This window comes from Aequorivita sp. Q41 (assembly GCF_039831855.1).
Lineage (GTDB): Bacteria > Bacteroidota > Bacteroidia > Flavobacteriales > Flavobacteriaceae > Aequorivita.
Genome location: NZ_JBDPMS010000001.1, coordinates 1087927 through 1113136, shown reverse-complemented (window position 1 = coordinate 1113136; position 25210 = coordinate 1087927). Strand labels below are relative to the sequence as shown.

Sequence of the window (25210 nt, the reverse complement as noted above, 5' to 3'; positions counted from 1 at the left end):
AAATATTTAAAATATTTTTAATTTTTTTAATCAATTGTGCTGTTTTACCCATTTTAAATGTTTTTTCTGAATGGATTTCAACTAAGAATTAGCTCCATAAGTTTAATCATGCAGCCAACTTCTATAAGGATTTTTACTTAACTGGGAATTGTAATATTTTACATCTCCAGTAACTTCTTTTCCTAACCAATCTGGCTTGGAAAATGATTCAGTTTCAGATTTTAATTCAATTTCTGCTATAATTAACCCCTTGTTTTCGCCCATAAAATCATCTACTTCAAAAGTATGGGCACCATAAAAAATTTCATACCGTGTTTTTTCGATACTTCCTTGTTCACAAAGCCCCAGAAGTTCTTCGGCTTCTAGCAACGAAATTTGTTTTTCCCATTCAAATCTTGAAAGCCCCGCTTTATTAGCCTTTCCTTTAACTGTTATAAAACCTTCTTCCCCTTTAATTCGGACGCGAACCGTTCGTTCGGGATGCGTATTTAAAAAACCTTGCACAATTCTAGTGCGTTTATGAGCTTCTTTTTTGAAAGCTGCGGAAGTAATTAAAAATTTGCGTTCTATTTCTTGCATTGGTATTTTAAAAAGTGTGAGACTTGCCTTAAAGATATTAAATTTACAAGATGCAAGAAAAGCTTCACTTACGCAAAATAATCCATGTAGACATGGATGCTTTTTATGCATCTGTGGAGCAATTAGACAATCCAGAATTGCGCGAAAAGCCTATTGCTGTTGGTGGAAAATCTGCACGCGGCGTAGTGAGTGCTGCAAGTTATGAAGCCAGAAAATATGGTGTTCGAAGCGCGATGAGTGGTGCAATGGCACGAAAACTTTGTCCAGAATTAATTTTTGTGAAAACAAATTTTGATCGCTATAAAGAGGTTTCAAAACAAATTCGAAATATATTTTTTGAATATACAGATTTGGTGGAACCGCTTTCTTTAGATGAAGCCTATCTGGATGTAACCGAAAACAAAAAAGGCAATCCCAGCGCAACAATGATTGCCACTGAAATAAGACAAAAAATAAAGGAGAAAACTGGTTTAAATGCTTCTGCGGGAATATCGGTAAACAAATTTGTAGCAAAAATAGCCAGTGATATTAATAAACCTAATGGACAAAAAACGATTGGACCAGAAGAAGTAATCCCTTTTTTAGAAATACTGGACGTAAAAAAATTTTATGGCGTAGGAAAAGTTACTAAGGAGAAAATGTACCGCTTGGGGATCTTTACGGGAAAAGATCTAAAAGAAAAACCGTTAGAATTTTTGCATCTACATTTCGGAAAAAGTGGTGATTTTTATTATAATGTGGTTCGCGGAATTCATAATAGTACCGTAAAACCTTCCCGCACACAAAAATCATTGGCTGCAGAACATACTTTTTCAGAAAATATTTCATCTGAAATTTTTATGATGGAACGCTTAAAAGAAATTGCCACTGAAGTTGAAAATAGATTGAAACGAAGCAAACTTGCTGGAAAAACAGTAACTTTAAAAATAAAATACAGCGATTTTTCATTGCAAACGAGAAGTAAAACACTCCCGCTTTTTATTGCTTCTAAAGAGTTGATTTTAGAGATAGTTAAAGATTTGTTATTTCAAGAAAAAATGAAAGAATCGGTACGATTGTTGGGAATTTCAATATCGAACCTTAACAACGAAACGCCTAAGAAAAAGGTAGTTGCAAGAGAATCTATTGACGTACAACTTAAACTTGAATTTTAAATATGAGAAAAAGTTACTTAGCTTATTATTAATTAAAAACTCCAAATTATGAAGACCGTAACCTTTTCTATTATTGCACTTGCAGGTTTAATTTTTCTTTCCTCCTGTAATAATGATGCCAAAAACAACCAAGAAATTCAGGCGGTTGTAACAGATTCTATTCCCGTAGCAGTAACCCCAAAAGCAATGTACGTAACTGCTGTAAGTGGTTTAACCTTGCGGGAACATCCTAATTTACAAAGTGAAAAATTAGCCGTAATGCCTTTGGGGACAAAATTAAAAATTGTGACCTCTGAAGGAAAGGCGACGATGAATGTGGGCGGCATTGAGGGCGCAATGGATGAGGTTGAATTCAATAATAAAAAAGGATTTGCTTTTAATGGTTTTATGTCGAAATTTTTCCCTCCCGAAGAAGATGCTTTGGCAAAAAACTATGCCGAAGAACTTAAAAAAGATTTTCCGAATGTAATATATTCGGAGGCGACAGGAGGTTCAGTAAGTAAACCCACAAAAACAGAAACGCTTATTTTACCTACCTCTAAATGGCATGAATCCTTTTTTACTGCGCAACAACTTTTTAATATTCCAAAAGAATTTGCTTTTCCAAACCCAAAAGGCGCCAACAATGAAACCCAGCAGAGTAGAAGTAAAAAGAAAACCGATTTTATCAGCGAGCTTCAAATTTCAAGAAATGAAAACGAACTTCAAAAAATAGTGTATAACTACAAAACAACTGGTTTTGGGTATGTGGTAACTATTACTAAAGATGCAAATAATATGAAACTTGAAAAAGTTGAGGTAGCGGATTAATTATTTTACCTGTGTAACCCGCAGCGTATTTACCATCCCTTTGTCCACAATCGGCATGGCTGCAAGGTTAATCAGATAATCCCCTTTGTGGACATACCCTTTTTCAAAAGCAATTCTGTTTACATCGTCAACGGTTTCATCGGTACTCACATATTTGTCATAATAAAATGCTTTTACGCCCCATAACAAGTTTAGACGTGCAAGGATAAGCTTGTTTGAGGTAAAAGCCAAAATGAAAGCTGAAGGCCTCCAAGCAGAAATTTGGAAAGCTGTATACCCACTATTTGTTAATGTACAAATAGCTTGGGCTTCAATTTCATTAGCCATATGCGCTGCGTGGTAACAAATAGATTTTGTTACGTAACGGTTTGTTTTTATTTGTGGCGGTTGTTGGGGTACATTGATTAATTCAGAATTTTCAACACTCTTTAAAATTTTTGTCATGGTTTTAATAACCGCCACAGGATAATTACCTACGGAGGTTTCACCAGAAAGCATGACAGCATCTGCACCATCCATTACCGAGTTTGCTACGTCGTTTACTTCTGCACGTGTTGGGGTAAGGGAGGTAATCATTGTTTCCATCATTTGGGTTGCAATAATTACTGGAATACGTGCGCGTTTTGCAGTTAGCACCAACTCTTTTTGAATAAGTGGAACTTCTTCCGCTGGAACTTCAACGCCCAAATCGCCACGGGCAACCATTAGCCCATCACAATAAGCAACTATTTTATCAATGTTTTCAACCGCTTCTGGCTTTTCTATTTTTGCAATGATGGGTATTTTATACTCTGAATGTGCTTCAATCAAGGCTTGAAGCTCTTTTAAATCTTCAGCATGGCGCACAAAGGAGAGTGCAAACCAATCTACATTTTGTGTGATTGCAAAAATGGCATCTTCCTTATCTTTTGGGGTTAATGCAGGAAGCGAAATTTTTGTGTTTGGTAGGTTTACACCTTTTTTAGAACGTAAAGGACCACCTTGAATTACCATAACTTTTACGGAGTCTTTTTTGTTTGTTTCAAGTACTTCAAAGATAAGTTTACCATCATCCAAAAGTACACGTTCTCCAGCTTGAACATCTATCGGAAAATTGTCATAATTCATATAGACTTTTTCACGATTTCCCTCAAACTCATCACCAGTACAGAAAAATAGTTCATCACCTGGTTGTACAACTACTTCTTCTTTCATCATACCTACACGCAGTTTTGGCCCTTGAAGGTCTGCTAAAATAGCGACGTGTATATCTAGTTCTTCAGAAAGTTTTCGGATGGTTTTTATATTCTTTTTTACAGTAGCATAATCTGCATGCGAAAAATTTACTCTAAAAACATCTACTCCTTCTAAAATCATGTGTCTTAGAATTTCTTCACTTGAGGTTGAAGGGCCTAGCGTAGCAACTATTTTTGTTCTTTTTTTGTTTGACATTTAATCGAATATTAAATTGTTTTTAGATTTTATAGTGTCTGTATCTACCGTATAAGCGGAAACAATTTGTGTTATATTATTTATTTCTGAAACAAAGTTTCGCAATGATATATTTTCAAAATCTGAATATATTTTCAGAAAATAATCTACTTTTTTAAACTCAGGAAGCAAATAATGATTTGTAGCTTTCTCTGAATTAAATTCTGAAAACAATCCGTCTGAACTTTGTAAAGTTGCTTCCGTGGTTCTACATTTATTGGCAACGAGGTAAAATTGATTGAAGTTTCGCTCGTCTATAAAATCGAAAATTGGAAACGTAATCATTAAGCCATTTGCAGGATAATCAATATCTACTCTTCTTCTTTGAAATCTAGTGTGAAGATATTTATTAATTAAATATGCAATTTTATAATCTTCTTCCCCAGAATGTATTGCAATGAGTGTAAATGGCTCTTCAAAATCATCTTCAATAAGTAATTTGTGATTTGCCATGGAAGATTTTAATCCTGTTATTGCTTAAGGTTTGCGATTGTAATAGGTTTCACAAAGTCTATTACAAAAATAAACAACTTTAAATGTAATAACGAAACAACTTGCTGGTTCTTGCGAATCTTGACAGAAAATTAACCTTTGCTTTAAGGTTTTTCTGAATCAATTTTAATTTGGAGTTTGTAAAAAGCTCTCTTTGCGGCACGTTCTTCAGCTTTCTTTTTTGAAGTTGCACGTGCTTTTGTAATTATTTCATCATCTACCTTTAAACGAACGGCAAAATGTTTTAATTCATCTTTGCCGTTGTCTTCATAGATTTCAAAATTAAATTGTTTTTTGTGTTTTTGGCACCATTCAATAAAAAGGCTTTTATAGCTTATTACTTTTCCTTCTAGTTTTTTGATGTCTACATATGGTTTTACAACCCTTTTTTGAATAAATTTTTCGCAATAATTAAACCCTCTGTCTAAATAGATTGCGCCAACAAGGGCTTCAAAAACATTCCCATAAATATTCCCGCTAAATTGTTGGGTGGGGATGGTGGTTTTTAAAAATTTCACGAGGTGCAAATCTCGGCCAAGTTCATTTAGATGTTCTCGGCTCACCACTTTACTTCGCATTTTTGTAAGATACCCTTCATTTCCGCTAGGCACTTTTTTAAAAAGATGTGCTGCTATTACAGCGCCAAGCATGGCATCCCCCAAAAATTCTAAGCGTTCATAGTTTTGAGGTTGTCCATCCGTATTTTTTTCGTTGGTGGAGCGATGGGTAAAGGCAGTTTCGTATATTGAAATGTCTTTGGGCTTAAAGCCTAATATTTTTTTTAGGGAACTAGAAAATTCCCCATTCTTGTTTGAACGAGATGTAAATATGTTTTTAATGGAAGCCATTAATTGTTTTAGGCATCTAGTTTTTTAAAGAGCACACAAGCATTGTGCCCACCAAACCCAAAGGTATTACTCATTGCTACTTTTATTTCGCGTTTTTGAGCTTTATTTAAGGTAAGGTTTAAAGAAGGATCTATTTTTTCATCTACCGTAGTATGGTTTATTGTAGGTGGAACAATCCCGTGTTTCATTCCTAAAATTGAAGCGATTGCTTCAATAGCACCGGCTGCACCTAAAAGGTGTCCGGTCATAGATTTTGTAGAATTGATGTTGATATCTTTGGCATGATCTCCAAAAACATTTACAATTGCTTTCAATTCGGCAACATCCCCAAGAGGTGTTGAAGTTCCGTGTGTGTTTATAGCATCTACTTCGCTAGGGTCCATATTGGCATCGCGAAGCGTATTTAGCATTACGCGTTCTACGCCAATTCCGTCTGGATGAGGGGCAGTCATATGGTATGCATCACTGCTCATTCCGCCGCCTACAACTTCGGCGTAAATTTTTGCGCCACGCTTTTTTGCGTGTTCATACTCCTCTAGGATTAAAGCACCTGCACCTTCGCCTAAAACAAAACCATCGCGTGTCGCATCAAAAGGGCGAGAGGCTGTAGTAGGGCTTTCATTAAGGGTTGATAAAGCATGCATTGCGTTAAACCCTCCCATTCCTGCTTTGGTTACTGCGGCTTCACTTCCACCAGTTACAATAATATCGCAATGTCCTAAACGAATGTAGTTTAGGGCATCAATCATTGCGTTGGCAGAGGAGGCACAGGCCGAAACGGTAGTGTAGTTTGGCCCCATAAAACCATGCTTTATAGAAATGTTTCCAGGCGCAATGTCTGCAATCATTTTTGGAATAAAGAAGGGGTTGAAACGTGGTGTTCCATCCCCTTCTGCAAAGTTTATTACTTCATTTTGAAAAGTCTCTAAGCCACCAATTCCGGCACCCCATATTACACCTACGCGAAATTTATCAATCTTATCTAGGTTTATTCCGGCGTCTAGTATAGCTTCATCTGATGAAACTAAGGCATATTGAGCAAAACGGTCCAGTTTTCGGGCTTCTTTCCTGTCAAAATGATCTTCTGCGTTGAAATTCTTCAATTCGCAAGCGAATTTTGTTTTGAACTTTTCAGTATCAAAATACGTAATGGGCGCACAGCCGCTTTTCCCGCTGATAAGCGCTTCCCAATATTCGTTAATATTGTTGCCGATAGGGGTAAGGGCACCAAGGCCTGTAACTACAACTCGCTTTAATTCCATAGAAGAATTCTTATTTTGCTGCTTCTATATAGGAAATTGCTTGACCAACTGTAGCAATATTTTCAGCTTGGTCGTCTGGAATTTGGATATCAAATTCTTTTTCAAATTCCATAATAAGCTCAACCGTATCTAGGGAGTCTGCTCCTAAGTCGTTAGTGAAGCTTGCTTCGTTTACAACTTCGTTCTCGTCTACACCTAATTTGTCTACGATAATCGCTTTTACTCTTGATGCAATGTCTGACATAATTCTTGATTTTTAAATTTAAATATAAGTGGCAAAAATAAAATATTTTAATTGAAAATACCATTTAATGTTAAAAATGTGGCTTTGATAGTTTTCAAAATTTCACATTTGAACAAAATTTGGAAAATGCAACCCGCTAATTTTTTTATTATAACGCTATTTTCTTTGTGCATTCCATCTTTCTAAAAATTTATAATAGTTCAGAAAGATTAAACCAATTTAAACAATTTTGGGCGAAGTAAAACCCTATTGCCTTACTTTTGTGTTTTATTTTGTTAATTTTTACTTCGAGAAAAACATTGGAAACGGGAATGAAGAAGCGGATTGTAATTTTTGCGTCGGGTAGCGGTACCAATACCGAGAACATTATTAAATACTTTCAACGAACCCAAGTTGCCGAGGTCGTTCTTGTGTTATCAAACAAGAAGGATGCCAAAGTATTGGAGCGTGCTAAAAACTTGAATATTAACGCTTTATCATTTACAAAAGAGGCCTTGTTTTCTAAAAATGGAGTATTGCAAATTTTAAAAAACAGCCATCCAGACTGTATCGTTTTAGCCGGATTTCTTCTAAAATTTCCAGAATTAATATTGAAAGAGTTTCCAAACAAAGTGATAAATGTTCATCCAGCCTTGCTTCCTAAATACGGCGGAAAAGGAATGTATGGGAGTTTTGTGCACGAAGCTGTGGTAGCAAACCATGAAGTTGAAACAGGAATAACAATTCATTATGTAAATGAAAATTATGATGAAGGCGCCATTATTTCACAAAAGAAAGTAGCACTTTCAATGAGTGACACAGCAGAAACAGTTGCTAAAAAAGTTCATAATTTAGAGTACGAATGGTTTCCAAAAATAATTGAAGAAATACTTCAGCATGGGTAAAAAGCAGAAATTTTATGTGGTTTGGTTTGGCAACCCAGCCGGAATTTTTGGCAGTTGGCAAGAATGCAAGCGTTCTATAGACGGTGTAAAAGGCGCACAATATAAAAGCTTCGAGACTTTTGATGAAGCTAAAAAAGCGTTTAATAAAGAGTATGCGGATTATAAAGGTAAAACGGTAAAAAAAGCACTTACTAAAGAACAGCTTCAAAAAATTGGAGAGCCAAACCTATATTCTATTGCTGTAGATGCGGCTTCTAGCGGTAATCCTGGGATAATGGAATACCGTGGAGTAGATACGCAGACGCACAAACAATTATTTCATCAGGGTCCTTTTCAGCAAGGAACGAATAATATTGGTGAGTTTTTAGCGCTTGTTCATGGCTTGGCCTTTCTAAAAAATAATAATAGCGACCGTATTATTTATAGTGACTCTCGCATTGCGATGGGATGGGTGAAAAAGAAAAAATGCAACACAAAACTGAAACAATCCGCAAAAAATAAAACCCTTTTTGAATTGGTTGAAAGAGCCGAAAATTGGCTAAAAGCGAATAAATACGAATCAAAAATCGTGAAATGGGAAACCAAAGCTTGGGGTGAAATCCCAGCAGATTTTGGGCGGAAATAGATTTTGCCATATAATTTTATGTAACTAATTTGCTTTTTTAATTGTTTCATTTTATCTTTAAAAATCGTAACTCCCTAGAAAAAGTTTAACCTTTAAATTTTTAAGTTATGAAATGTATTTTTACCCCCCCCCCCCCCCCTCACTATCCTAAAACGATATCTATTTTTCCTTTTCCTTTTAGTTGGTTTTTCTTTGCTTGCCCAAGAAGAAGGTAAACTTGGTTGTGGTACATTACCTATTGAAGATGGATACCTAAGAGATCCTTTTTATGGGAACAGCAAGTCACTCTTGAATATATTGCGGAAAGCTGGCTATGATATGCCCGAAGATTATTTGGACAATTTGGACACTTATGGTAATTATATAGGAAGAAATAAAGATTATGTCAATAAGGCTTCAGCATCAGTATTAAGAGAAATCCCTATAAAAGCATGGGTATGGAGAAATACTAACGGTTCTGGTAATATTAGCCTCTCCCAAGTTAATCAGGTAATAAATGGTCTCAATCAATTATTTTCAAACAACACTAACATAAGGTTCTATCTTCTTTGCGAAATTTCAGAGATGAACAATAGCGATATTACTAATAATGGAGATCAATATTTCAATTATATGTGCTACCAATATAAAGAATCTGGCGTAATTAATGTACATTTTATTATTGACAGCAATAGTGATTGGGGAGGTAAAGCGAATTTTCCTAACGGCAATCTATGGCTAAGATATACTTGTGCTATTGAACAGCATAGTATATCTGAAATGGAGGCTATTTTGGCTCATGAAATTGGTCATACTTTGGGGCTTTACCATACACATAGCTCAGGCAGAAGTTGGAGCCATTCCAACAATGGGGGTTGTGGTGATTGCCATCAAGAATCCGTTAGTAGATCAAGAAGGCAGGAACTAGGATGTATAGGTACTTATAATGAATTGAAATGTGATGTTAACGGAGATTTTTTATGTGATACAGCAGCTGACCCCCGAATTAACAGGTTTAGTAAGTTATTCCTGTATATATAAAAGTGCCAATGGCGGAACGGACAATTGGGGTGAGGTATGGACTCCAAACACATCTAATATAATGAGTTATTCAAATTTAGATTGTTTTGAGTATTTCTCCCCTTTGCAAGTAGGCAAAATGAATTACTATTATACCCAAATAGGCATAAGCCACCCTATTTATTCAATTAATGGGGCTAATTATGTGTGCAGTGGGCAAACCGCATATTATTCAGTCTCAAACATATCAGGGGTTTCTAATTTCTTTTGGGAAACTTCGAGTAATTTACCTATTACAAGCGGGCAAGGCACAAGTAGTATAACAGTACAGGCTACAAACAATAACGGAGGTTATGTAAGAGTTTTCCCAGGATGCGGGTATGGTTCAAGAAGTTGGACTATAAGTGAATTTTATGATTTGGAAATTCAGGGATATGATTCCGCCTGTGCTCAAAATGGATATACATATGATTATAATATTCCACCAGTATCTGGAGCAAGTTATACTTGGAGCATTACGAATGGAACCATAAATTATGGGCAAGGCACTAGGACAGTAAATATAAGTCTTATACCAAATTCTTCTAACAAAACGTGGCTTTCTTTAAATATAAATGGTGCTTGTGCTTCAACAGTTTATAAACAAAAGGTAATAACCCACGGCGACCCACCGCCACCTGCCTTACAATGTCTTTCTGTTGGAGATCGCCCCCTTGGAAATAAAAACCTAGATGATTATGTAAATGATGATATAAAGGTTTATCCCAACCCAACCAATTCAAATGTAACTGTTTTTTGGCCTTCACAGGAATTTTATAATCTAGATTTGAAAGATATTAATGGTAGGACACTCCTTAAAGAAAATAATATTACTGAAAATGAATTTAATTTAAATCTGGAAAAATATCCAGCAGGAATCTATTTCATTTATTTAACAACGGATAATAATACCGTGACAAAAAGATTAATCATTAAATAAAAATAGTATGAAAACATATATTTTATTATTGGTAATGGTACTTTCACTTAATAGTTGCAATAAGGAAAGTAACGAGCCTTCTGGGGGATATCCTAAAATATACAATCTAAACTTTGAACTATTTCGTGTTGATGGGAGTACATACGAAGATGGAGAGGTGGAAATCACTAATAATACTGGAATTGCTACCTTGATAGAACTCACAAATGGACAATACCCCTTTTTAGGTTTGGGCAAAATCGTTACCGAGGAAACTCAGGGAAGCGGGAGAACCTTGTACGGTAGTCCTTGTGGTGGACCCAATTGTGTTTCTGATTTTGGGTCAATTGAATTTGCTTCAGGAGCAGAGGGCGTTGATGTAAAAGGTTCAGTACCTTTTGAGAAAGACAAATATTGGTTATTGCGTTATGCTAATGAAGACGTGGATACGCTAAGAATTCATGACGTACAGACCATAAACCCTTATAATAGAACGTTCACTTTTTTTGTTAATGAACAACAAATTGAAGCGACCAATTTTATTTATGAGGAGTACGCAATTACGGTTCAAAAATAACTAGAATAGATAAATTAATATTGAAGATTCTAAAACCTTTCAGCCTAAAAACTGAAAGGTTTATTTTTTTGGCATATGCAACACAAAACTGAAACAATCCACAAAAAACAAAACCCTTTTTGAATTGGTTGAAAGAGCCGAAAATTGGCTAAAAGCGAATAAATACGAAACAAAAATCGTGAAATGGGAAACCAAAGCTTGGGGTGAAATCCCTGCAGATTTTGGTCGGAAATAGATTTTACTTCACTTGCTATCTAAGCTGTTAAAAGACCTGTTTTTATTATTAATTTGATTAAATTTGCACCTTCATTTCAAAAACCCTTTATGAGCAAACTCGTAATTGTAGGCACAGTTGCCTTTGATGCTATTGAAACTCCTTTCGGTAAAACGGATAAAATACTTGGTGGTGCAGCTACCTACATAGGTTTGGCTGCTTCACAATTTAATGTAGATGGCGCTATTGTGTCAATCGTTGGAGGTGATTTTCCGAAGGAAGACTTAAAAATGCTCGAATCTAAAAATATCGACATTTCAGGTCTTGAAGTGGTTGAAAACGGAAAAACTTTCTTCTGGAGCGGAAAATATCATAACGATATGAATACGCGCGATACTCTTATTACAGATCTAAACGTACTTGCAGATTTTAATCCACAAGTTCCAGCTAAGTACCAAGATGCCGAAGTGGTTATGTTAGGAAACTTACATCCACTCGTCCAACTTGGTGTAATTGCGCAGATGAAAGCTCCAAAACTAATCGTGTTAGATACCATGAATTTCTGGATGGATAGCGCATTGGATGAGTTACTTCAAGTTATTGCCAAAGTTGATGTTATTACAATCAATGATGAAGAAGCAAGACAACTTTCAGGGGAATATTCACTAGTAAAAGCGGCTCATAAAATAATGGAAATGGGGCCAAAATATGTAGTGATAAAAAAAGGAGAACACGGGGCATTGCTTTTTGGTAATGACGACGTTTTCTTTGCACCAGCGCTTCCATTAGAAGAAGTTTTTGACCCAACTGGCGCAGGAGATACTTTTGCTGGTGGATTTACAGGATACTTGGCAAAAACAGGCGATTACAGTTATGAAAACATGAAAAATGCTATAATCAATGGGTCAGCATTAGCTTCTTTCTGTGTAGAAAAATTTGGCCCAGAACGACTGCTAAACCTTTCAAACAAGGAAATACACCAGCGTTTACAGCAATTTAAAAGCTTAACACAATTTGATATCAAATTAACCTAAATACGCGCCCTGAAAATTCAGGGCGTTTTTTGTACATTTATATAGTTTCAGAAAAATATGAGCGACGCTTTAAAACATGAATGTGGAATTGCCCTAGTAAGACTGTTGAAACCTTTGGAATATTACAAAGAAAAATACGGTACTGCTTTCTACGGAGTCAATAAAATGTATTTAATGATGGAAAAACAGCATAACCGCGGACAAGACGGTGCTGGTTTTGCAAGCATTAAAATGGATGTTAATCCCGGAGAACGTTATATAAGTAGGGTTCGCTCTAATGAATCGCAGCCTATTCAGGATATTTTTGCGCAAATAAACGAACGCATAAATCATGAGTTTTTAGAGCATCCAGAATATAAAGATGACGTAGCTGCACAAAAAAAGAACATACCATATATAGGTGAATTATTTCTTGGCCATGTTCGCTATGGTACTTTCGGAATAAATAGTGTTGAAAACGTGCACCCTTTTCTTCGTCAAAATAATTGGATGCATCGAAATCTAATTATCGCTGGAAATTTTAACATGACCAATACCAATGAGCTTTTTGATAATCTTATAAAGCTTGGAATGCATCCTAAAGAAAAGGCCGATACCGTAACGGTAATGGAAAAAATAGGGCATTTTTTAGATGATGCGGTTCGTAAATTATATAAAAAAGCAAAAGCCAAAGGGTTTAATAAGCAAGAAGCTTCGCCTTATATTGCTGAAAACTTAAACCTTGCAAAAATTCTTCGAAAATCTGCTTCAAATTGGGATGGCGGTTACGCCATGGCAGGACTTTTAGGGCATGGAGATTCATTTGTGCTACGAGATCCAGCAGGAATTCGTCCCGCATATTATTATCATGATGATGAAGTAATTGTAGTTGCTTCCGAAAGACCAGCAATTCAAACCGTTTTTAATGTTCCTTTTGAAGAAGTAAAAGAGTTGGATCCAGGGAACGCACTTATCATCAAAAAGGATGGAAGCTTTACTCTTTCTGAAATTCTTACTCCTTTAGAAAGAAAGTCGTGTTCTTTTGAACGAATTTATTTTTCCCGTGGAAGCGATGCCGAAATCTACCAAGAACGTAAAACCCTTGGAAAATTGGTTATGCCTAAAGTTTTGGAAGCGATTAATTTTGATACAGAGAATTCTGTCTTTTCATTCATTCCAAATACTGCTGAAACATCATTTTATGGAATGTTGGAAGCTGCACAAGATGAATTGAACAAACAAAAGAATGAAGCAATCCTCAACGAAAAAGAAAGTTTAACAACACAAAGACTTCAGCAGATACAAGCACATAAAGTGCGAACAGAAAAAATAGCGATAAAAGACGTTAAACTTAGAACGTTTATTACTGATGATAGTAGTCGTGATGATCTGGTTGCACACGTTTATGATGTTACTTATGGCGTAGTGAAGCCAGAGGACAACCTCGTTATTATAGACGATAGTATAGTTCGAGGAACTACCCTAAAGAAGAGTATATTAAAGATGTTAGACAGGCTGCATCCCAAACAAATTGTAGTTGTCTCGTCTGCACCTCAAATTCGTTACCCAGATTGTTATGGAATTGATATGGCGCGTCTTGAGGATTTAATAGCGTTTCAAGCTGCTTTGGCACTTCATAAAGACCATGGAACTTTTGGGATAGTTGAAGAAATCTACCATAAATGTAAAAAGCAAGTTGCTATGGAAGATGCTTCTGTTATTAATCACGTAAAAAACTTGTATGCTCCTTTTACGGATGAAGAAATTTCAGATAAAATAGCGGAGATTATAAGTGAAGAAAATATTACTGCCAAAGTAAAATTGATATTTCAATCAGTAACTGATTTGCACAAGGCATGTCCAAAAAATCTTGGAGATTGGTATTTTACAGGAAACTATCCAACGGCAGGAGGTAATAGAGTTGTAAATCGGGCTTATATTAATTTTTATGAAGGTAACCCAGACCGCGCCTATTAGCCTTTAAGCCAAAATTAACCTACAGTTTACCGTTTAACGGAAAGCTAATTCACTTAATCGAATTTGTTAAGTAACACTGTTTTAGTGATAAAACTTACTATATATTTGGCTTACCATATGGCGTAAGTAGGTTAGGTCTATGGTAAGATTTGGGGCAAAAAAGGTAGGCGAAAGCCTGCCTTTTTTCATTGGTCCCAATCCTAAGGGTGGCGAAAATCTGTTTTTTATCTAGAGTTTGATGAGCCGTTGTCTATTCTCCTGGCGAAAGCCTGCCTTTTTTTATTTCTATGTTTGGGGTAGCAATCAATTTTCAAAAACATTTTTTGGTGCCTGTTTTAGGAAACTAGTCTTAATTTTAAATACAATTAACTGTTTAATATACTTTTTAACTGAAAAACAGGTTGTTTGTCTAAAACATTCATAACTAATAGTTTATTGCCGTACATTTATATATACCATTAGCCTAAACAGGTAAAATTAAATGGTAGATTTGGGGCAAAAAAAGGCAAACTAATGTTTGCCTTTTTTTACATTCCAATATTTGGGTTGCGGGTATTTCATTTAAACAGACATTTTCACAAAAAAAAACCGCAGTCAAAATTTTGACTGCAGTTTTTTTATAGTTAAATAAAAGGGTTTTATACCCGTTATTTATTGTTCTCATAATTGGTAGAAACTTCTTCCCAATTAATCACATTCCAAAATGCACCAACATAATCTGGGCGTTTGTTTTGGTATTTTAAATAGTATGCGTGTTCCCAAACGTCTAGTCCTAAAATTGGAGTTCCACCACAACCAACGCCTGGCATTAGTGGATTGTCTTGGTTTGGGGTGGCGCAAACGGTCACTTTCCCTCCTTTGTGCACACAAAGCCAAGCCCATCCAGATCCAAATTGTGTTTTTGCCGCTTCCGAAAATTTTTCCTTAAAATCTTCAAAACTTCCAAAAGCGCTATCAATTGCAGTAGCTAAATCCCCTGAAGGTTTTCCGCCGCCATTTGGAGACATTACTTTCCAAAAAAGACTGTGGTTATAAAATCCGCCGCCATTATTACGCACAGCTTTATTATCCATGTCTAAGTTGTTCAAAATATTTTCGATTGTTTTTCCTTCTAGGTCGGTATCTTTTATGGCAGCATTAAGGTTATTTGTATACCCTTGATGGTGCTTATCATGGTGTATTTCCATTGTTTGTGCATCGATGTTTGGTTCTAAAGCATCAAATGCATACGGTAATTTTGGTAATTCGAAAGACATAAGTATATTGTTTTATATTGGTTATTACTAAATTCACTCAAAGTTAAACATTATCAATTTTTTAAAGTGTTATAGATTTTATAAGATTTCTATGCTGCGATAGATTAATTTGATTCTAACCATATAAAATCACTAATTTAGTGCAAAAAGCCAGTTTCTTGAAAAATCAAACCTCCTTTTCTATTTATGATGCTTCAGCAGGAAGCGGAAAAACTTTTACACTGGTAAAAGAATATCTAAAAAAAATTCTTTCCGTACAGCAGGACGATTATTTTAAACACTTGTTAGCAATCACTTTTACAAACAAAGCGGTAGCTGAAATGAAACAACGAATCGTAGAAACATTGGTGCGCTTTAGTGAGGAAAAAAGTGTGACGGAGCCGCTGCCAATTATGCTTAGAATTTCTGAAGAAAATGGCATGAATTTAATGGAAATTCAGAAGCGTTCTAAAAAAATTCTAAAAAACTTACTTCATAATTATGCCGCTTTTAGTGTAGAAACCATCGATCGTTTTAACCACAGATTGATTAGAACCTTTGCGCGCGATTTAAAACTGGCAACCAACTTTGAAGTTACCCTTGAAACCAATGAATTATTAGCAGAAGCAGTAGATTTATTGCTGAGCAAAGCGGGAGAAAATAAAGAAATAACAAAGGTTTTGCTTGATTTTGCTTTAGACAAAACAGACGATGATAAATCTTGGGATATTTCTCGTGATATTGCTAATGCCGCCAAACTGCTTTATATAGAAAATGATGCAGATCACGTTGCTGTTTTAAAGGAAAAAACCTTAGGAGATTTTCTAGATTTTAAAAAGCAATTGGTTCAAAAAATTAAAACGCTTTCAGAAGAAATTAAAAATAATGCAAGACAAGTACTTTTGCTTATTGATGAAAGTGGTTTAGAACATTCAGATTTTACCCGAGGGACACTACCCAATCATTTTTTAAAATTAAAAGAAGGCAATTATGAGGTTTATGCCAATAAACTTCAGGAAAACTTGGAGGAAGGAAAAGGACTGTATAAAGTAAAGGAAGTCAGTGCTATTACTTCGGTTATTGATGCCATCCGCCCAGAATTGTTATTTCATTACTTGGCTATAAAAAAGCATGTACACAAGCTAAAATTATATGAATCAATTTTAAAAAATATCACCCCGCTTTCCGTCTTGAATTTGGTGAACCAAGAAATTGAAAGGATTAAGGAGGAGAAAAATATTTTTCCTATTTCAGAATTTAATTCGCTTATAAATAAGGAAATAAAAAACCAACCAGCGCCTTTTATTTATGAACGCTTAGGCGAAAAATACCGACATTTTTTTATTGATGAATTCCAAGATACTTCAAAATTACAATGGGAAAATCTAATCCCATTAATTGACAATGCGCTTTCTCAAGAATTGGATCCAGCTTCCGGCAGTCTTTTGTTAGTGGGCGACGCCAAACAATCTATATATAGGTGGCGTGGTGGTTTGCCAGAACAGTTTATGGGCTTATATGGAACTCAAAATCCTTTTTCCCGTGAAAAAGAGGTGCTTTCTTTAGATAAAAATTATCGCAGTTGTGATGAAATTGTGGATTTCAACAACCAGTTTTTCACCTTTGTTTCTTCTTATTTTGCGGATTTAGATCATACAAAATTATATCTAGAGGGCAATAAACAAGAACGTAATGATACAAATGGCGGGTATGTTAAATTTGAATTTATTGAGAAAGGAAATAAGGCTGAAAAGCAAGAAGCATATTCAGGATTAGTTCTTGAAACCATTCTGAATTTAAAAAACAAAGGGTTTTCAGAAAGTGATATTTGTATTTTAACGCGTAAAAAAGATGACGGAATTGCACTGGGTGCTTTTTTGATGGAGCGAGGTATTTCTGTAATCTCTGCTGAAACATTATTGCTTCAGTCTTCACCGATTGTGCAAATTTTGGTGTCAAGTTTAGTCGTTAGTTTATATCCAAAAAATGATGAAGCAACCATAAATTTATTGGATTTGCTACACGATCATCTTAATCTTCAAGAAGCGAAGCACACTTTTTTCACTAGGTTTTTAAATATTTCAGAAGAAAAATTTAGTGAGCGATTAAAAGAATATGGAATTGACTTTTCATTTGCCGAAATACGTTCCATTTCTCTATATGAAACTTTTGAGTATTGTATTGAAAAATTTAAGCTTGCTGCCGCAGCGGATGCATATTTATTTGGGTTTATGGATTTAGTTTTTGAGTTTGAAGCAAGCCCAAAAGCAGATAAAATTTCGTTTTTAGATAAGTGGGAAAGTAAAAGAGAAAATACTGCCATCGCTACAAGCGAAGGGATAAACGCGGTTCAGTTGATGACAATTCATAAGTCAAAAGGCCTAGAGTTTCCCGTTGTTCTTTTTCCTTTTGCAGATATGCAATTATATGACGGAAAGAATGATACCCTATGGTATCCGTTAGATAAAGGGGATGATTTTAACTTTCAGGAAGCGCAGATAAAGTTCAAAAAAGAAATTACAGACTATAGCGAGGTTGGCGAAAAAATGTATACAGCACATCGAAGCCAGTTGGAGTTGGATACGATTAATTTGCTGTATGTAACTTTAACGCGGGCAGTTGAAAAGCTTTTTGTTTTTTCAGAAATGCCTTCAGAGTCAAATGAAGAGCCTTCAACGTACAATCATCTTTTTATGGCGTTTCTGAAGGAAAAAGGCATGTGGAATAGTGAGCAGATGCTTTATGAATTTGGAATCGATTTGGAGAAAATTTCAAAAGTAAAAGAAGTTGTTTATCAAATTAAGCCACGCTTTATATCTAGTAATCCAAGCGATCATGGTCTTAAAATAGTTGTTTCTGAACAAAAATATGAAGCAGAAACGGAAGCTGCAATTTCTGCTGGAAACTTACTGCATGATACGATGGCACAAATTTTTTCAAAAACGGATGCGACGCGTGTTTTATCGGAATTGGAAGCACGAGCAATAATTCCAAAGGATGAATTTGAGGTTTTAAAGAAAACAGTACATCAAATTATTGAACATCCGGCGTTAGAAAGCTTATTTAATAGTGATGAAAAAGTATATAATGAGCGCAATATAGTTACAAAAGACGGCTTGGTTTTACGTCCTGATAGAATCAATATTGCAAAAAATAATAATGTTATAATCATTGATTATAAGACAGGTAGTCCTAACATATGGCATAATGATCAACTATTGGATTATGCCAATGCTATAGAAGATATGGGGTTTTCAATTTCTAAAAAAATGCTTATCTATAGCAATGGAGGTGAAATAGTAATAAATAAAGTTTAATTTTGGAGCTTTAAAAAAAGATAAAAATGTACGGAAAAATTAAAGACCATCTAGAAAAGGAACTTGAAGAAATAAAAGATAATGGCTTATTTAAAAAAGAGCGAATTATTACTTCACCTCAAGATGCTGAAATCACTATTTCTACAGGTGAGACAGTGATAAATTTTTGTGCCAATAATTATTTGGGACTTTCATCAAACAAAGAAGTTATTCAAGCTGCAAAAGATGCTATGGATACGCATGGCTTCGGCATGTCATCAGTGCGTTTTATTTGTGGGACGCAAGATATTCATAAAGAATTGGAACAGAAAATTGCCGATTATTATCAAACTGAAGACACTATCTTATACGCAGCTGCTTTTGATGCAAATGGAGGTGTTTTTGAACCATTATTAGGAGCTGAAGACGCAATTATTTCAGATTCCTTAAACCACGCTTCTATTATAGATGGTGTGCGTTTGTGTAAAGCGGCGCGCTACCGTTATGAAAACAGCAATATGGAAGACTTGGAAAACCAACTCATTGCAGCCAATGAAAAAGGTGCTCGGTTTAAAATTATTGTAACCGATGGTGTGTTTTCTATGGATGGTTTGGTGGCTCCTTTAGATACAATATGCGATTTGGCAGATAAATATGACGCCTTGGTAATGATAGATGAATGCCATGCAGCAGGTTTTATTGGCGAAACAGGTAGAGGGACTCTTGAGGAAAAAGGTGTAATGGGAAGAATAGACATTATAACAGGTACTTTGGGAAAAGCGCTAGGAGGTGCAATGGGAGGCTATACCACAGGAAAAAAAGAAATCATTGAAGTATTGCGTCAGCGCTCTCGACCGTATCTTTTTTCAAATTCTTTGGCGCCAGCAATTGTAGGTGCATCTATTAAGGTGTTCGAAATGCTTTCTAAAGACACATCATTAAGAGATAAACTTGCTGAAAATACCGCATACTTTAAAGAAGGAATGAAAAAAGCAGGATTCGATATTATTGATGGAGACTCTGCAATAGTGCCTGTAATGCTTTATGATGCAAAACTTTCCCAACAAATGGCAGATAAATTATTAGAAGAAGGAATCTATGTAATCGGGTTCTTTTTTCCAGTAGTGCCAAAAGAAAAAGCAAGAATACGAGTGCAGCTTTCAGCAGCACACTCTAAGGAACATTTGGATAAAGCAATTAATGCGTTTATTAAGATTGGAAAAGAATTAGATGTAATTGAAAGATAAATCCTTCAATTACGTATCAATAGCACTGATTTTAGGAAAATTTTATTAGATTTGCTTTTGTTTATAATATTTAACAACTTACTTTTGCTCATAATTAACACTTAAAAATTAAACAATCGAATATGAAACATCTTAACAGATTATTAGTTGCTGCCATCCTTATTTTAGGGACTGGCGTAGCGAACGCACAAGACGAAAACAATCCTTGGGCTGTTGAGGTTGGTGTAAACGCAGTTGACGTTTTCTCCGCTGGCCTTAATGAGGATCAAGTACTATACCAAGATCATGGTATGAGAGGAGAAATCTTTGACGAGTATTTTAATGCAGATAACCATTGGAACATTCTACCTTCAGTTTCTAAAATTGCTATTAGTAGATATGTAGGTAGTGGATTTGTGTTTACTGCTGGTGGTTCTATTAACCGTTTAGATAGAATGGGTGATGTAGAAGTAAACGACCTAAGCTACTACGGTGCTGATGGTGAAATTAAATATAGCTTCAAAAACGCTTTAGGAAGTAGCTGGTTTGATCCTTCTATTGGTGTTGGTGGTGGTTACACATGGATCGATGATATCGGTTTTGGAACTGCAAACGGGATCGTTGGTGTTAAATTTTGGTTTAACGAATACATTGGTCTTAACTTCCAATCTACTTATAAGCATGCATTTGAAGAAGAATATGGGGTAACTCATTTCCAACATTCTGCTGGTGTAATTTTCCAATTTGGTGGAAAAGATACTGACGGTGACGGAATCTACGATAAAGATGATGAATGTCCAGAAACTCCAGGTTTAGCTGAATTTAACGGTTGTCCTGATACTGACGGTGACGGAATCGAAGACAGAAACGATGCATGTCCAAACACTGCAGGTTTAGCTGAATTCAATGGTTGTCCTGATACAGATGGTGACGGTATTGCTGATCCACAAGACGAATGTCCTACTGTAGCTGGTGTAGCTGCTCTTAACGGTTGTCCTGATGCTGATGGCGATGGTATTGCTGATAAAGATGACGCTTGTCCTAATGAAGCTGGTCCAAAAGCTAACAACGGTTGTCCTTACAAAGATAGAGACGGTGACGGTGTACTAGATAAAGATGATCAATGTCCAGATGTTGCAGGTACTGTAGCAAACAAAGGTTGTCCTGAGGTTTCTATCGAAATCGTTAAGCAATTGAACGACTACTCTAAAACAATCCTTTTTGACTTAGGAAAATCTTCTATCAGAAAAGAATCTTACGCTGTTCTTCAAAATATCGCAGATATTATGAAAGAATATCCTAACGATAATTTTGAAATCGAAGGTCACACAGATAGCCAAGGTAGTGAGGCAAACAACTTAAAGTTGTCTAACTCTAGAGCTGCTTCTGTAAAAGATTACTTAACTACTATTGGTATGGACGGTAACAGATTGACTTCAGTTGGATATGGTGAAGCAAAACCAATTGCAACTAATGCTACTAAAGCAGGAAGACAACAAAACCGTCGTGTTGAAATTTCTTTAAAGAAATAATTTCAACAAACAAGTTTTAATAAATATTTTTGAAACGCCTCCGAATTTCGGAGGCGTTTCTTATTTTTAGGCTATGGTAACATTCATTCAAGAAACCCTCGCCGATATTAAAAAAACCTTTTCAGATATTTCTGAAATTACCTTCATACTTCCAAGTAAAAGAGCAGGAGGGTTTTTGATGAATGAACTTAAAAAGGACATCGATAAAACACAATTTGCACCACATATTTGCAGCATCGAAGAGTTTGTAGAGGATATCTCTAATCTTTCTATAATTGATAATACAGAGCTGCTATTTAAAAGCTATGAAGCTTATCTAAGTACAAGAGGTATTTTAGAAAAAGAAGATTTCGAATCGTATTCTACTTGGGCCATTACACTCCTTAATGATTTTAATGAAATGGATCGCTATTTGGTAGATCCAAAACCTTTTTTCGGTTATTTGGCAAGTATAAAAACCTTAGAAAGATGGGGTGTGCAAGGTGAAAAAACAGAACTTATAACTAACTACCTGCAGTTTTGGGAAAGCCTCCCAGATTTCTATGAAAAGATGCAGTCGTTATTATTAAATGAAAGTATTGGGTATCAAGGGATGGTATACCGTGAAGCTTCATTAAATCTTGAACATTACATTCGTGCTACCCCTTCTAAAATTCATGTGTTTATTGGGTTTAATGCCTTAAATACGGCAGAGCAAAACATTATTCAAGAGCTTCTAGAAACAGGAAACACTAAAATTTATTGGGATGCAGATCACTCATTTTATAAAGATGTAAAACACAGCGCTTCTTATTTTGTTAGGAAATATTTAAAGGATTGGAAGTACTTTCAAAAGGAAACACCCAAATTTATAGCTTCTAATTTCGAAACCGCTAAAAAAATTCAATTCATAGAGGTTCAAAAAAACATAGGACAGGCAAAATATATAGGAGAATTGCTTTCCAAACTTTCTATAGACGCGTTAAATAAAACCGCAATCGTACTGGGAGATGAAAACTTGCTGATTCCTGTGCTTTATTCTTTACCAGAAAATGTGAAGAGTCTAAATGTTACCATGGGCGTTTCATTGAAAAATTTTCCCGCAACCGTCTTTTTTGAATTGCTTTTTTCTATTCATCTTCATAGCATAGAAACCCTATACTATAAAGATATTCTCGCGATACTAAATCATCCTATTGCCGCTGATTTGTTGCCAAATGCAAGCCAAATTACCCACAGTATAATTCGAGAAAATATAACTCATATTTCACCAGCTACTTTTGCAGAACTAGTTAGTACTGCTGACAAACAATTATTTCAACTTCTTTTTGAAGATTGGAATGATGATAGTAAGAAAGCTATAACTATAGGCTTAAAAATTATCCATTTATTGGAAGAAAAGCATAAAACAAATTCTATTGAACGTGCTATATTTCGTCAACTTGCAAGTATTTTCAATAAAATTGAAACCCTAAATCAAAAGTATCCTCATTTAAAATCTGTTAAGAGTGTACTAAATCTATTTTCAGAACTATCAGCTTCCACATCGCTCGATTTTGAAGGTGATGCATATAGCGGGCTCCAATTAATGGGGGTGTTAGAAACCCGCGTGCTCGACTTTGAAAACGTTATTATAACTTCGGTTAACGAAGGTATTTTTCCTTCTGGAAAATCTAATGCATCTTTTATAACCTACGATTTAAAACAGCAATTTAACCTGCCACTTTTCACAGAGAAAGATGCTATTTATTCCTACCATTTTTATAGGTTATTACACCGTGCTAAGAGCTGTACCTTAATTTATAACAACCATTCTGAAGGCATTAATACTGGTGAAAAAAGCCGTTTTATTAGACAATTAGAAATAGAGAAACAGCCAAATCATACAATTGAAAAACGAATTTTGTCTCCAAAAGTTCAAATAAAAAAGCAAGCACTTAAGCAAATTCAAAAAACCGAAGCGGTTATGCAACGCCTTCAGGAGATTGCCGTAAAAGGTTTTTCACCTTCGGCATTAACATCCTATATTCGCAATCCCTTAGATTTTTATTTTCAAAAAATTTTAAAGCTAAATGACTTTGAAGAAGTTGAAGAAAATGTTGCAGCCAATACGTTAGGAACCATTGTTCACGACACCTTAGAGACATTTTATAAACCATTTATTGGAGAATATTTAACCGCTCAACAGCTTATAGATTTAAAGAAAGAAATTCACGAAGAAGTAACAAATCAATTTAAAAAAACCTTTAAGGGGGGCAGTTTTTCTAAAGGAAAAAACTTAATCGTTTTTGAAGTTGCGAAACGTTATATTTCCAATTTTCTTGATAGTGAAATTGCAGAAATTAAAGCTGGAAACAGAATAAAAATCATAAAAATAGAGACTGATCTCACGTTTCAACTTTCAATTCCGGAGCTTAATTTTCCTGTAAAAATTCACGGAAAAGTAGATAGAGTTGATGAGTATAACGGTCAACTTAGAATAATTGATTATAAAACGGGGGTTGTAAAACAAGCCGATGTAGAATTATTTGACTGGGAGGAGTTGACTTTAGACTATAAATTTAGCAAAGCATTTCAAGTTTTAATGTATGCATTAATGATGAACAACGAAATGCCAATAGCTAATGGTGAAGCTGGAATAATTTCATTTAAAAATTTAAGTAGCGGATATTTAAAATTTGGCGTAAAAGAAAAGGCCCGCGGCGGAAAAAAATCTCAAATTATTACAACTGATATTTTAGAAACATTTACGGTTGAATTAAAGAAACTTATTGTTGAAATTTGCAATCAAAAGATAGCATTTACAGAAAAAGAAATTGAATAATGATTATTAAACAAAACCAAATACTTACTTCCGAAGCAAAAAAACCTATCCTTTACGACGTATATTATAAAGAATCCAACAAACCGAAACCAGTAGTGCTTCTTTGTCACGGTTACAAAGGTTTCAAGGATTGGGGTGCATGGCATTTAGTGGCAGAAACTTTTGCGGAAGCAGGTTTTTGTTTTGTAAAGTTTAATTTTTCACATAACGGCGGAACGATAGAACAACCTCTTGATTTCGCAGATCTGGAAGCTTTTGCAGAAAATAATTTTAGTATTGAGCTGGATGATTTAGATAGAATTTTAAATGAAATTGAAAGCGAAAACGATAATTTTCCAAAAAAAATCGCAACAATATCATTGATTGGCCATAGTCGCGGCGGTGGAATAGTCTTGATTAAAGCCTCAGAAGATAAGCGAATAAACAAAGTTATTAGCTGGGCAGGAATAAGTGATTTTAAAGCGCGATTTTTAGAAGGCACAACGGAGTTTGATACCTGGAAAAAAACAGGGGTAACCTATGTTGAAAACAGCAGAACGAAGCAAATGCTGCCTCATAATTTTCAATTTTACAAAGATTTTAAAGAAAATGAACAGCGTTATACATTAGCTCGTGTAACTAAAAATATAAAGGTCCCACAACTAATTATTCACGGAAATGAAGACCCTACAGTTTCCTTAAAAGAAGCACAGGCAATTCATTCGTGGAACCCTAAAAGTGAATTGGTTGTAATTGATGCCGCAGATCATGTTTTTGGTGCCAAACATCCTTGGGAAGAAGATAAAATGCCTAGCGATCTTAAAAAAGTAACTGAGCATACGATCGAATTTTTAAAATAAAAGAAGTGTATTGAAAAATTCACTATTTTTGGCATTCCTAAAAGGATATAAGGGGGATTAGCTCAGCTGGCTAGAGTGCTTGCCTGGCAGGCAAGAGGTCATCGGTTCGACTCCGATATTCTCCACAAAAAAACCACCGCAAAAGGGTGGTTTTTTTAGTTTAGAGAATAAAA

General features: G+C 35.2%; 21 protein-coding genes, 1 tRNA gene and 1 pseudogene. 16 read left to right on the top strand and 7 right to left on the bottom strand.

Translation table 11 applies throughout. From position 1 onward, the window contains the following. Positions 1-102: 102 nt before the first annotated feature. Positions 103-579, bottom strand: a complete 477-nt coding sequence (locus ABJ955_RS05205; RefSeq protein ID WP_347373542.1) for a CYTH domain-containing protein — start codon at positions 577-579, stop codon at positions 103-105. A 50-nt stretch (positions 580-629) separates the two neighbouring features. Here ABJ955_RS05205 and dinB point away from each other — a divergent pair, with 50 nt between their 5' ends. Together dinB and ABJ955_RS05195 are read left to right on the top strand one after the other, a co-directional pair. Beyond that, positions 630-1733, top strand: a complete 1104-nt coding sequence (gene dinB, locus ABJ955_RS05200; protein WP_347373541.1) for a DNA polymerase IV — start codon at positions 630-632, stop codon at positions 1731-1733. 48 nt (positions 1734-1781) lie between these two features. After that, entirely contained in the window at positions 1782-2543 is a 762-nt protein-coding gene (locus ABJ955_RS05195; RefSeq protein WP_347373540.1) for an SH3 domain-containing protein, read from the top strand. On the opposite strand, the gene pyk is transcribed toward ABJ955_RS05195, so the two are convergent. The 5 genes from pyk to ABJ955_RS05170 all read right to left on the bottom strand — a co-directional run bounded on the left by pyk (position 2544) and on the right by ABJ955_RS05170 (position 6859). Further along, positions 2544-3974 carry a pyruvate kinase gene (pyk, locus tag ABJ955_RS05190; protein ID WP_347373539.1) on the bottom strand — a complete coding sequence of 477 codons (1431 nt, stop codon included), beginning with the start codon at positions 3972-3974 and terminating at the stop codon, positions 2544-2546. Continuing rightward, a complete protein-coding gene (locus tag ABJ955_RS05185; RefSeq protein ID WP_347373538.1) occupies positions 3975-4466 on the bottom strand; it encodes an IPExxxVDY family protein in 492 nt (163 codons plus the stop codon). It lies immediately after the preceding gene. A 143-nt stretch (positions 4467-4609) separates the two neighbouring features. Then, entirely contained in the window at positions 4610-5353 is a 744-nt protein-coding gene (gene rnc / locus ABJ955_RS05180) for a ribonuclease III (RefSeq protein ID WP_347373537.1), read from the bottom strand. Between the two features lie 8 nt (positions 5354-5361). Next, positions 5362-6615, bottom strand: coding sequence for a beta-ketoacyl-ACP synthase II (fabF, locus tag ABJ955_RS05175; RefSeq protein ID WP_347373536.1), 1254 nt, complete (start codon positions 6613-6615; stop codon positions 5362-5364). A 10-nt stretch (positions 6616-6625) separates the two neighbouring features. Further along, a complete protein-coding gene (locus ABJ955_RS05170; protein ID WP_014781833.1) occupies positions 6626-6859 on the bottom strand; it encodes an acyl carrier protein in 234 nt (77 codons plus the stop codon). Positions 6860-7170: 311 nt separating this feature from the next. Here ABJ955_RS05170 and ABJ955_RS05165 point away from each other — a divergent pair, with 311 nt between their 5' ends. The 8 genes and pseudogenes from ABJ955_RS05165 to ABJ955_RS05130 all read left to right on the top strand — a co-directional run bounded on the left by ABJ955_RS05165 (position 7171) and on the right by ABJ955_RS05130 (position 14106). After that, a complete protein-coding gene (locus tag ABJ955_RS05165) occupies positions 7171-7743 on the top strand; it encodes a phosphoribosylglycinamide formyltransferase (protein WP_347373535.1) in 573 nt (190 codons plus the stop codon). After that, on the top strand, positions 7736-8368 hold the full coding sequence (locus ABJ955_RS05160) for a ribonuclease H family protein (protein WP_347373534.1): 633 nt from the start codon (positions 7736-7738) through the stop codon (positions 8366-8368). The genes ABJ955_RS05165 and ABJ955_RS05160 overlap by 8 nt, the downstream gene beginning before the upstream one ends. A 192-nt stretch (positions 8369-8560) precedes the next feature. Beyond that, positions 8561-9388 carry a M57 family metalloprotease gene (locus ABJ955_RS05155; RefSeq protein ID WP_347373533.1) on the top strand — a complete coding sequence of 276 codons (828 nt, stop codon included), beginning with the start codon at positions 8561-8563 and terminating at the stop codon, positions 9386-9388. Positions 9389-9506: 118 nt separating this feature from the next. Next, positions 9507-10346, top strand: coding sequence for a T9SS type A sorting domain-containing protein (locus tag ABJ955_RS05150; protein WP_347373532.1), 840 nt, complete (start codon positions 9507-9509; stop codon positions 10344-10346). Positions 10347-10353: 7 nt separating this feature from the next. Beyond that, on the top strand, positions 10354-10902 hold the full coding sequence (locus ABJ955_RS05145; RefSeq protein ID WP_347373531.1) for a hypothetical protein: 549 nt from the start codon (positions 10354-10356) through the stop codon (positions 10900-10902). A gap of 76 nt (positions 10903-10978) precedes the next feature. Further along, positions 10979-11137: pseudogene (locus ABJ955_RS05140) on the top strand (ribonuclease H); the annotation flags it as partial. Between the two features lie 89 nt (positions 11138-11226). Beyond that, the gene (locus ABJ955_RS05135) at positions 11227-12150 is read left to right on the top strand and encodes a PfkB family carbohydrate kinase (RefSeq protein WP_347373530.1); all 924 of its coding nucleotides are present in this window, start codon (positions 11227-11229) and stop codon (positions 12148-12150) included. Between the two features lie 57 nt (positions 12151-12207). Beyond that, on the top strand, positions 12208-14106 hold the full coding sequence (locus tag ABJ955_RS05130; protein WP_347373529.1) for an amidophosphoribosyltransferase: 1899 nt from the start codon (positions 12208-12210) through the stop codon (positions 14104-14106). Positions 14107-14753: 647 nt separating this feature from the next. Here the strand turns inward: ABJ955_RS05130 and ABJ955_RS05125 are convergent. Then, positions 14754-15362, bottom strand: coding sequence for a superoxide dismutase (locus ABJ955_RS05125; protein ID WP_347373528.1), 609 nt, complete (start codon positions 15360-15362; stop codon positions 14754-14756). Between the two features lie 158 nt (positions 15363-15520). Here ABJ955_RS05125 and ABJ955_RS05120 point away from each other — a divergent pair, with 158 nt between their 5' ends. The 6 genes from ABJ955_RS05120 to ABJ955_RS05095 all read left to right on the top strand — a co-directional run bounded on the left by ABJ955_RS05120 (position 15521) and on the right by ABJ955_RS05095 (position 25162). Further along, positions 15521-18658 carry a UvrD-helicase domain-containing protein gene (locus ABJ955_RS05120; protein ID WP_347373527.1) on the top strand — a complete coding sequence of 1046 codons (3138 nt, stop codon included), beginning with the start codon at positions 15521-15523 and terminating at the stop codon, positions 18656-18658. Between the two features lie 26 nt (positions 18659-18684). Next, entirely contained in the window at positions 18685-19884 is a 1200-nt protein-coding gene (gene kbl, locus ABJ955_RS05115) for a glycine C-acetyltransferase (RefSeq protein ID WP_347373526.1), read from the top strand. A 122-nt stretch (positions 19885-20006) separates the two neighbouring features. Beyond that, positions 20007-21395 (top strand): OmpA family protein, encoded by a 1389-nt coding sequence (locus tag ABJ955_RS05110; protein ID WP_347373525.1) that lies wholly within the window; start codon positions 20007-20009, stop codon positions 21393-21395. Positions 21396-21468: 73 nt separating this feature from the next. Further along, entirely contained in the window at positions 21469-24198 is a 2730-nt protein-coding gene (locus ABJ955_RS05105; RefSeq protein ID WP_347373524.1) for a PD-(D/E)XK nuclease family protein, read from the top strand. After that, complete coding sequence (locus tag ABJ955_RS05100; protein ID WP_347373523.1) at positions 24198-25037, top strand: alpha/beta fold hydrolase; 840 nt, start codon at positions 24198-24200, stop codon at positions 25035-25037. Before ABJ955_RS05105 ends, ABJ955_RS05100 begins: the two co-directional genes overlap by 1 nt. 51 nt (positions 25038-25088) lie before the next feature. Continuing rightward, positions 25089-25162: transfer RNA gene (locus ABJ955_RS05095), tRNA-Ala, on the top strand. Positions 25163-25210: the final 48 nt, after the last annotated feature.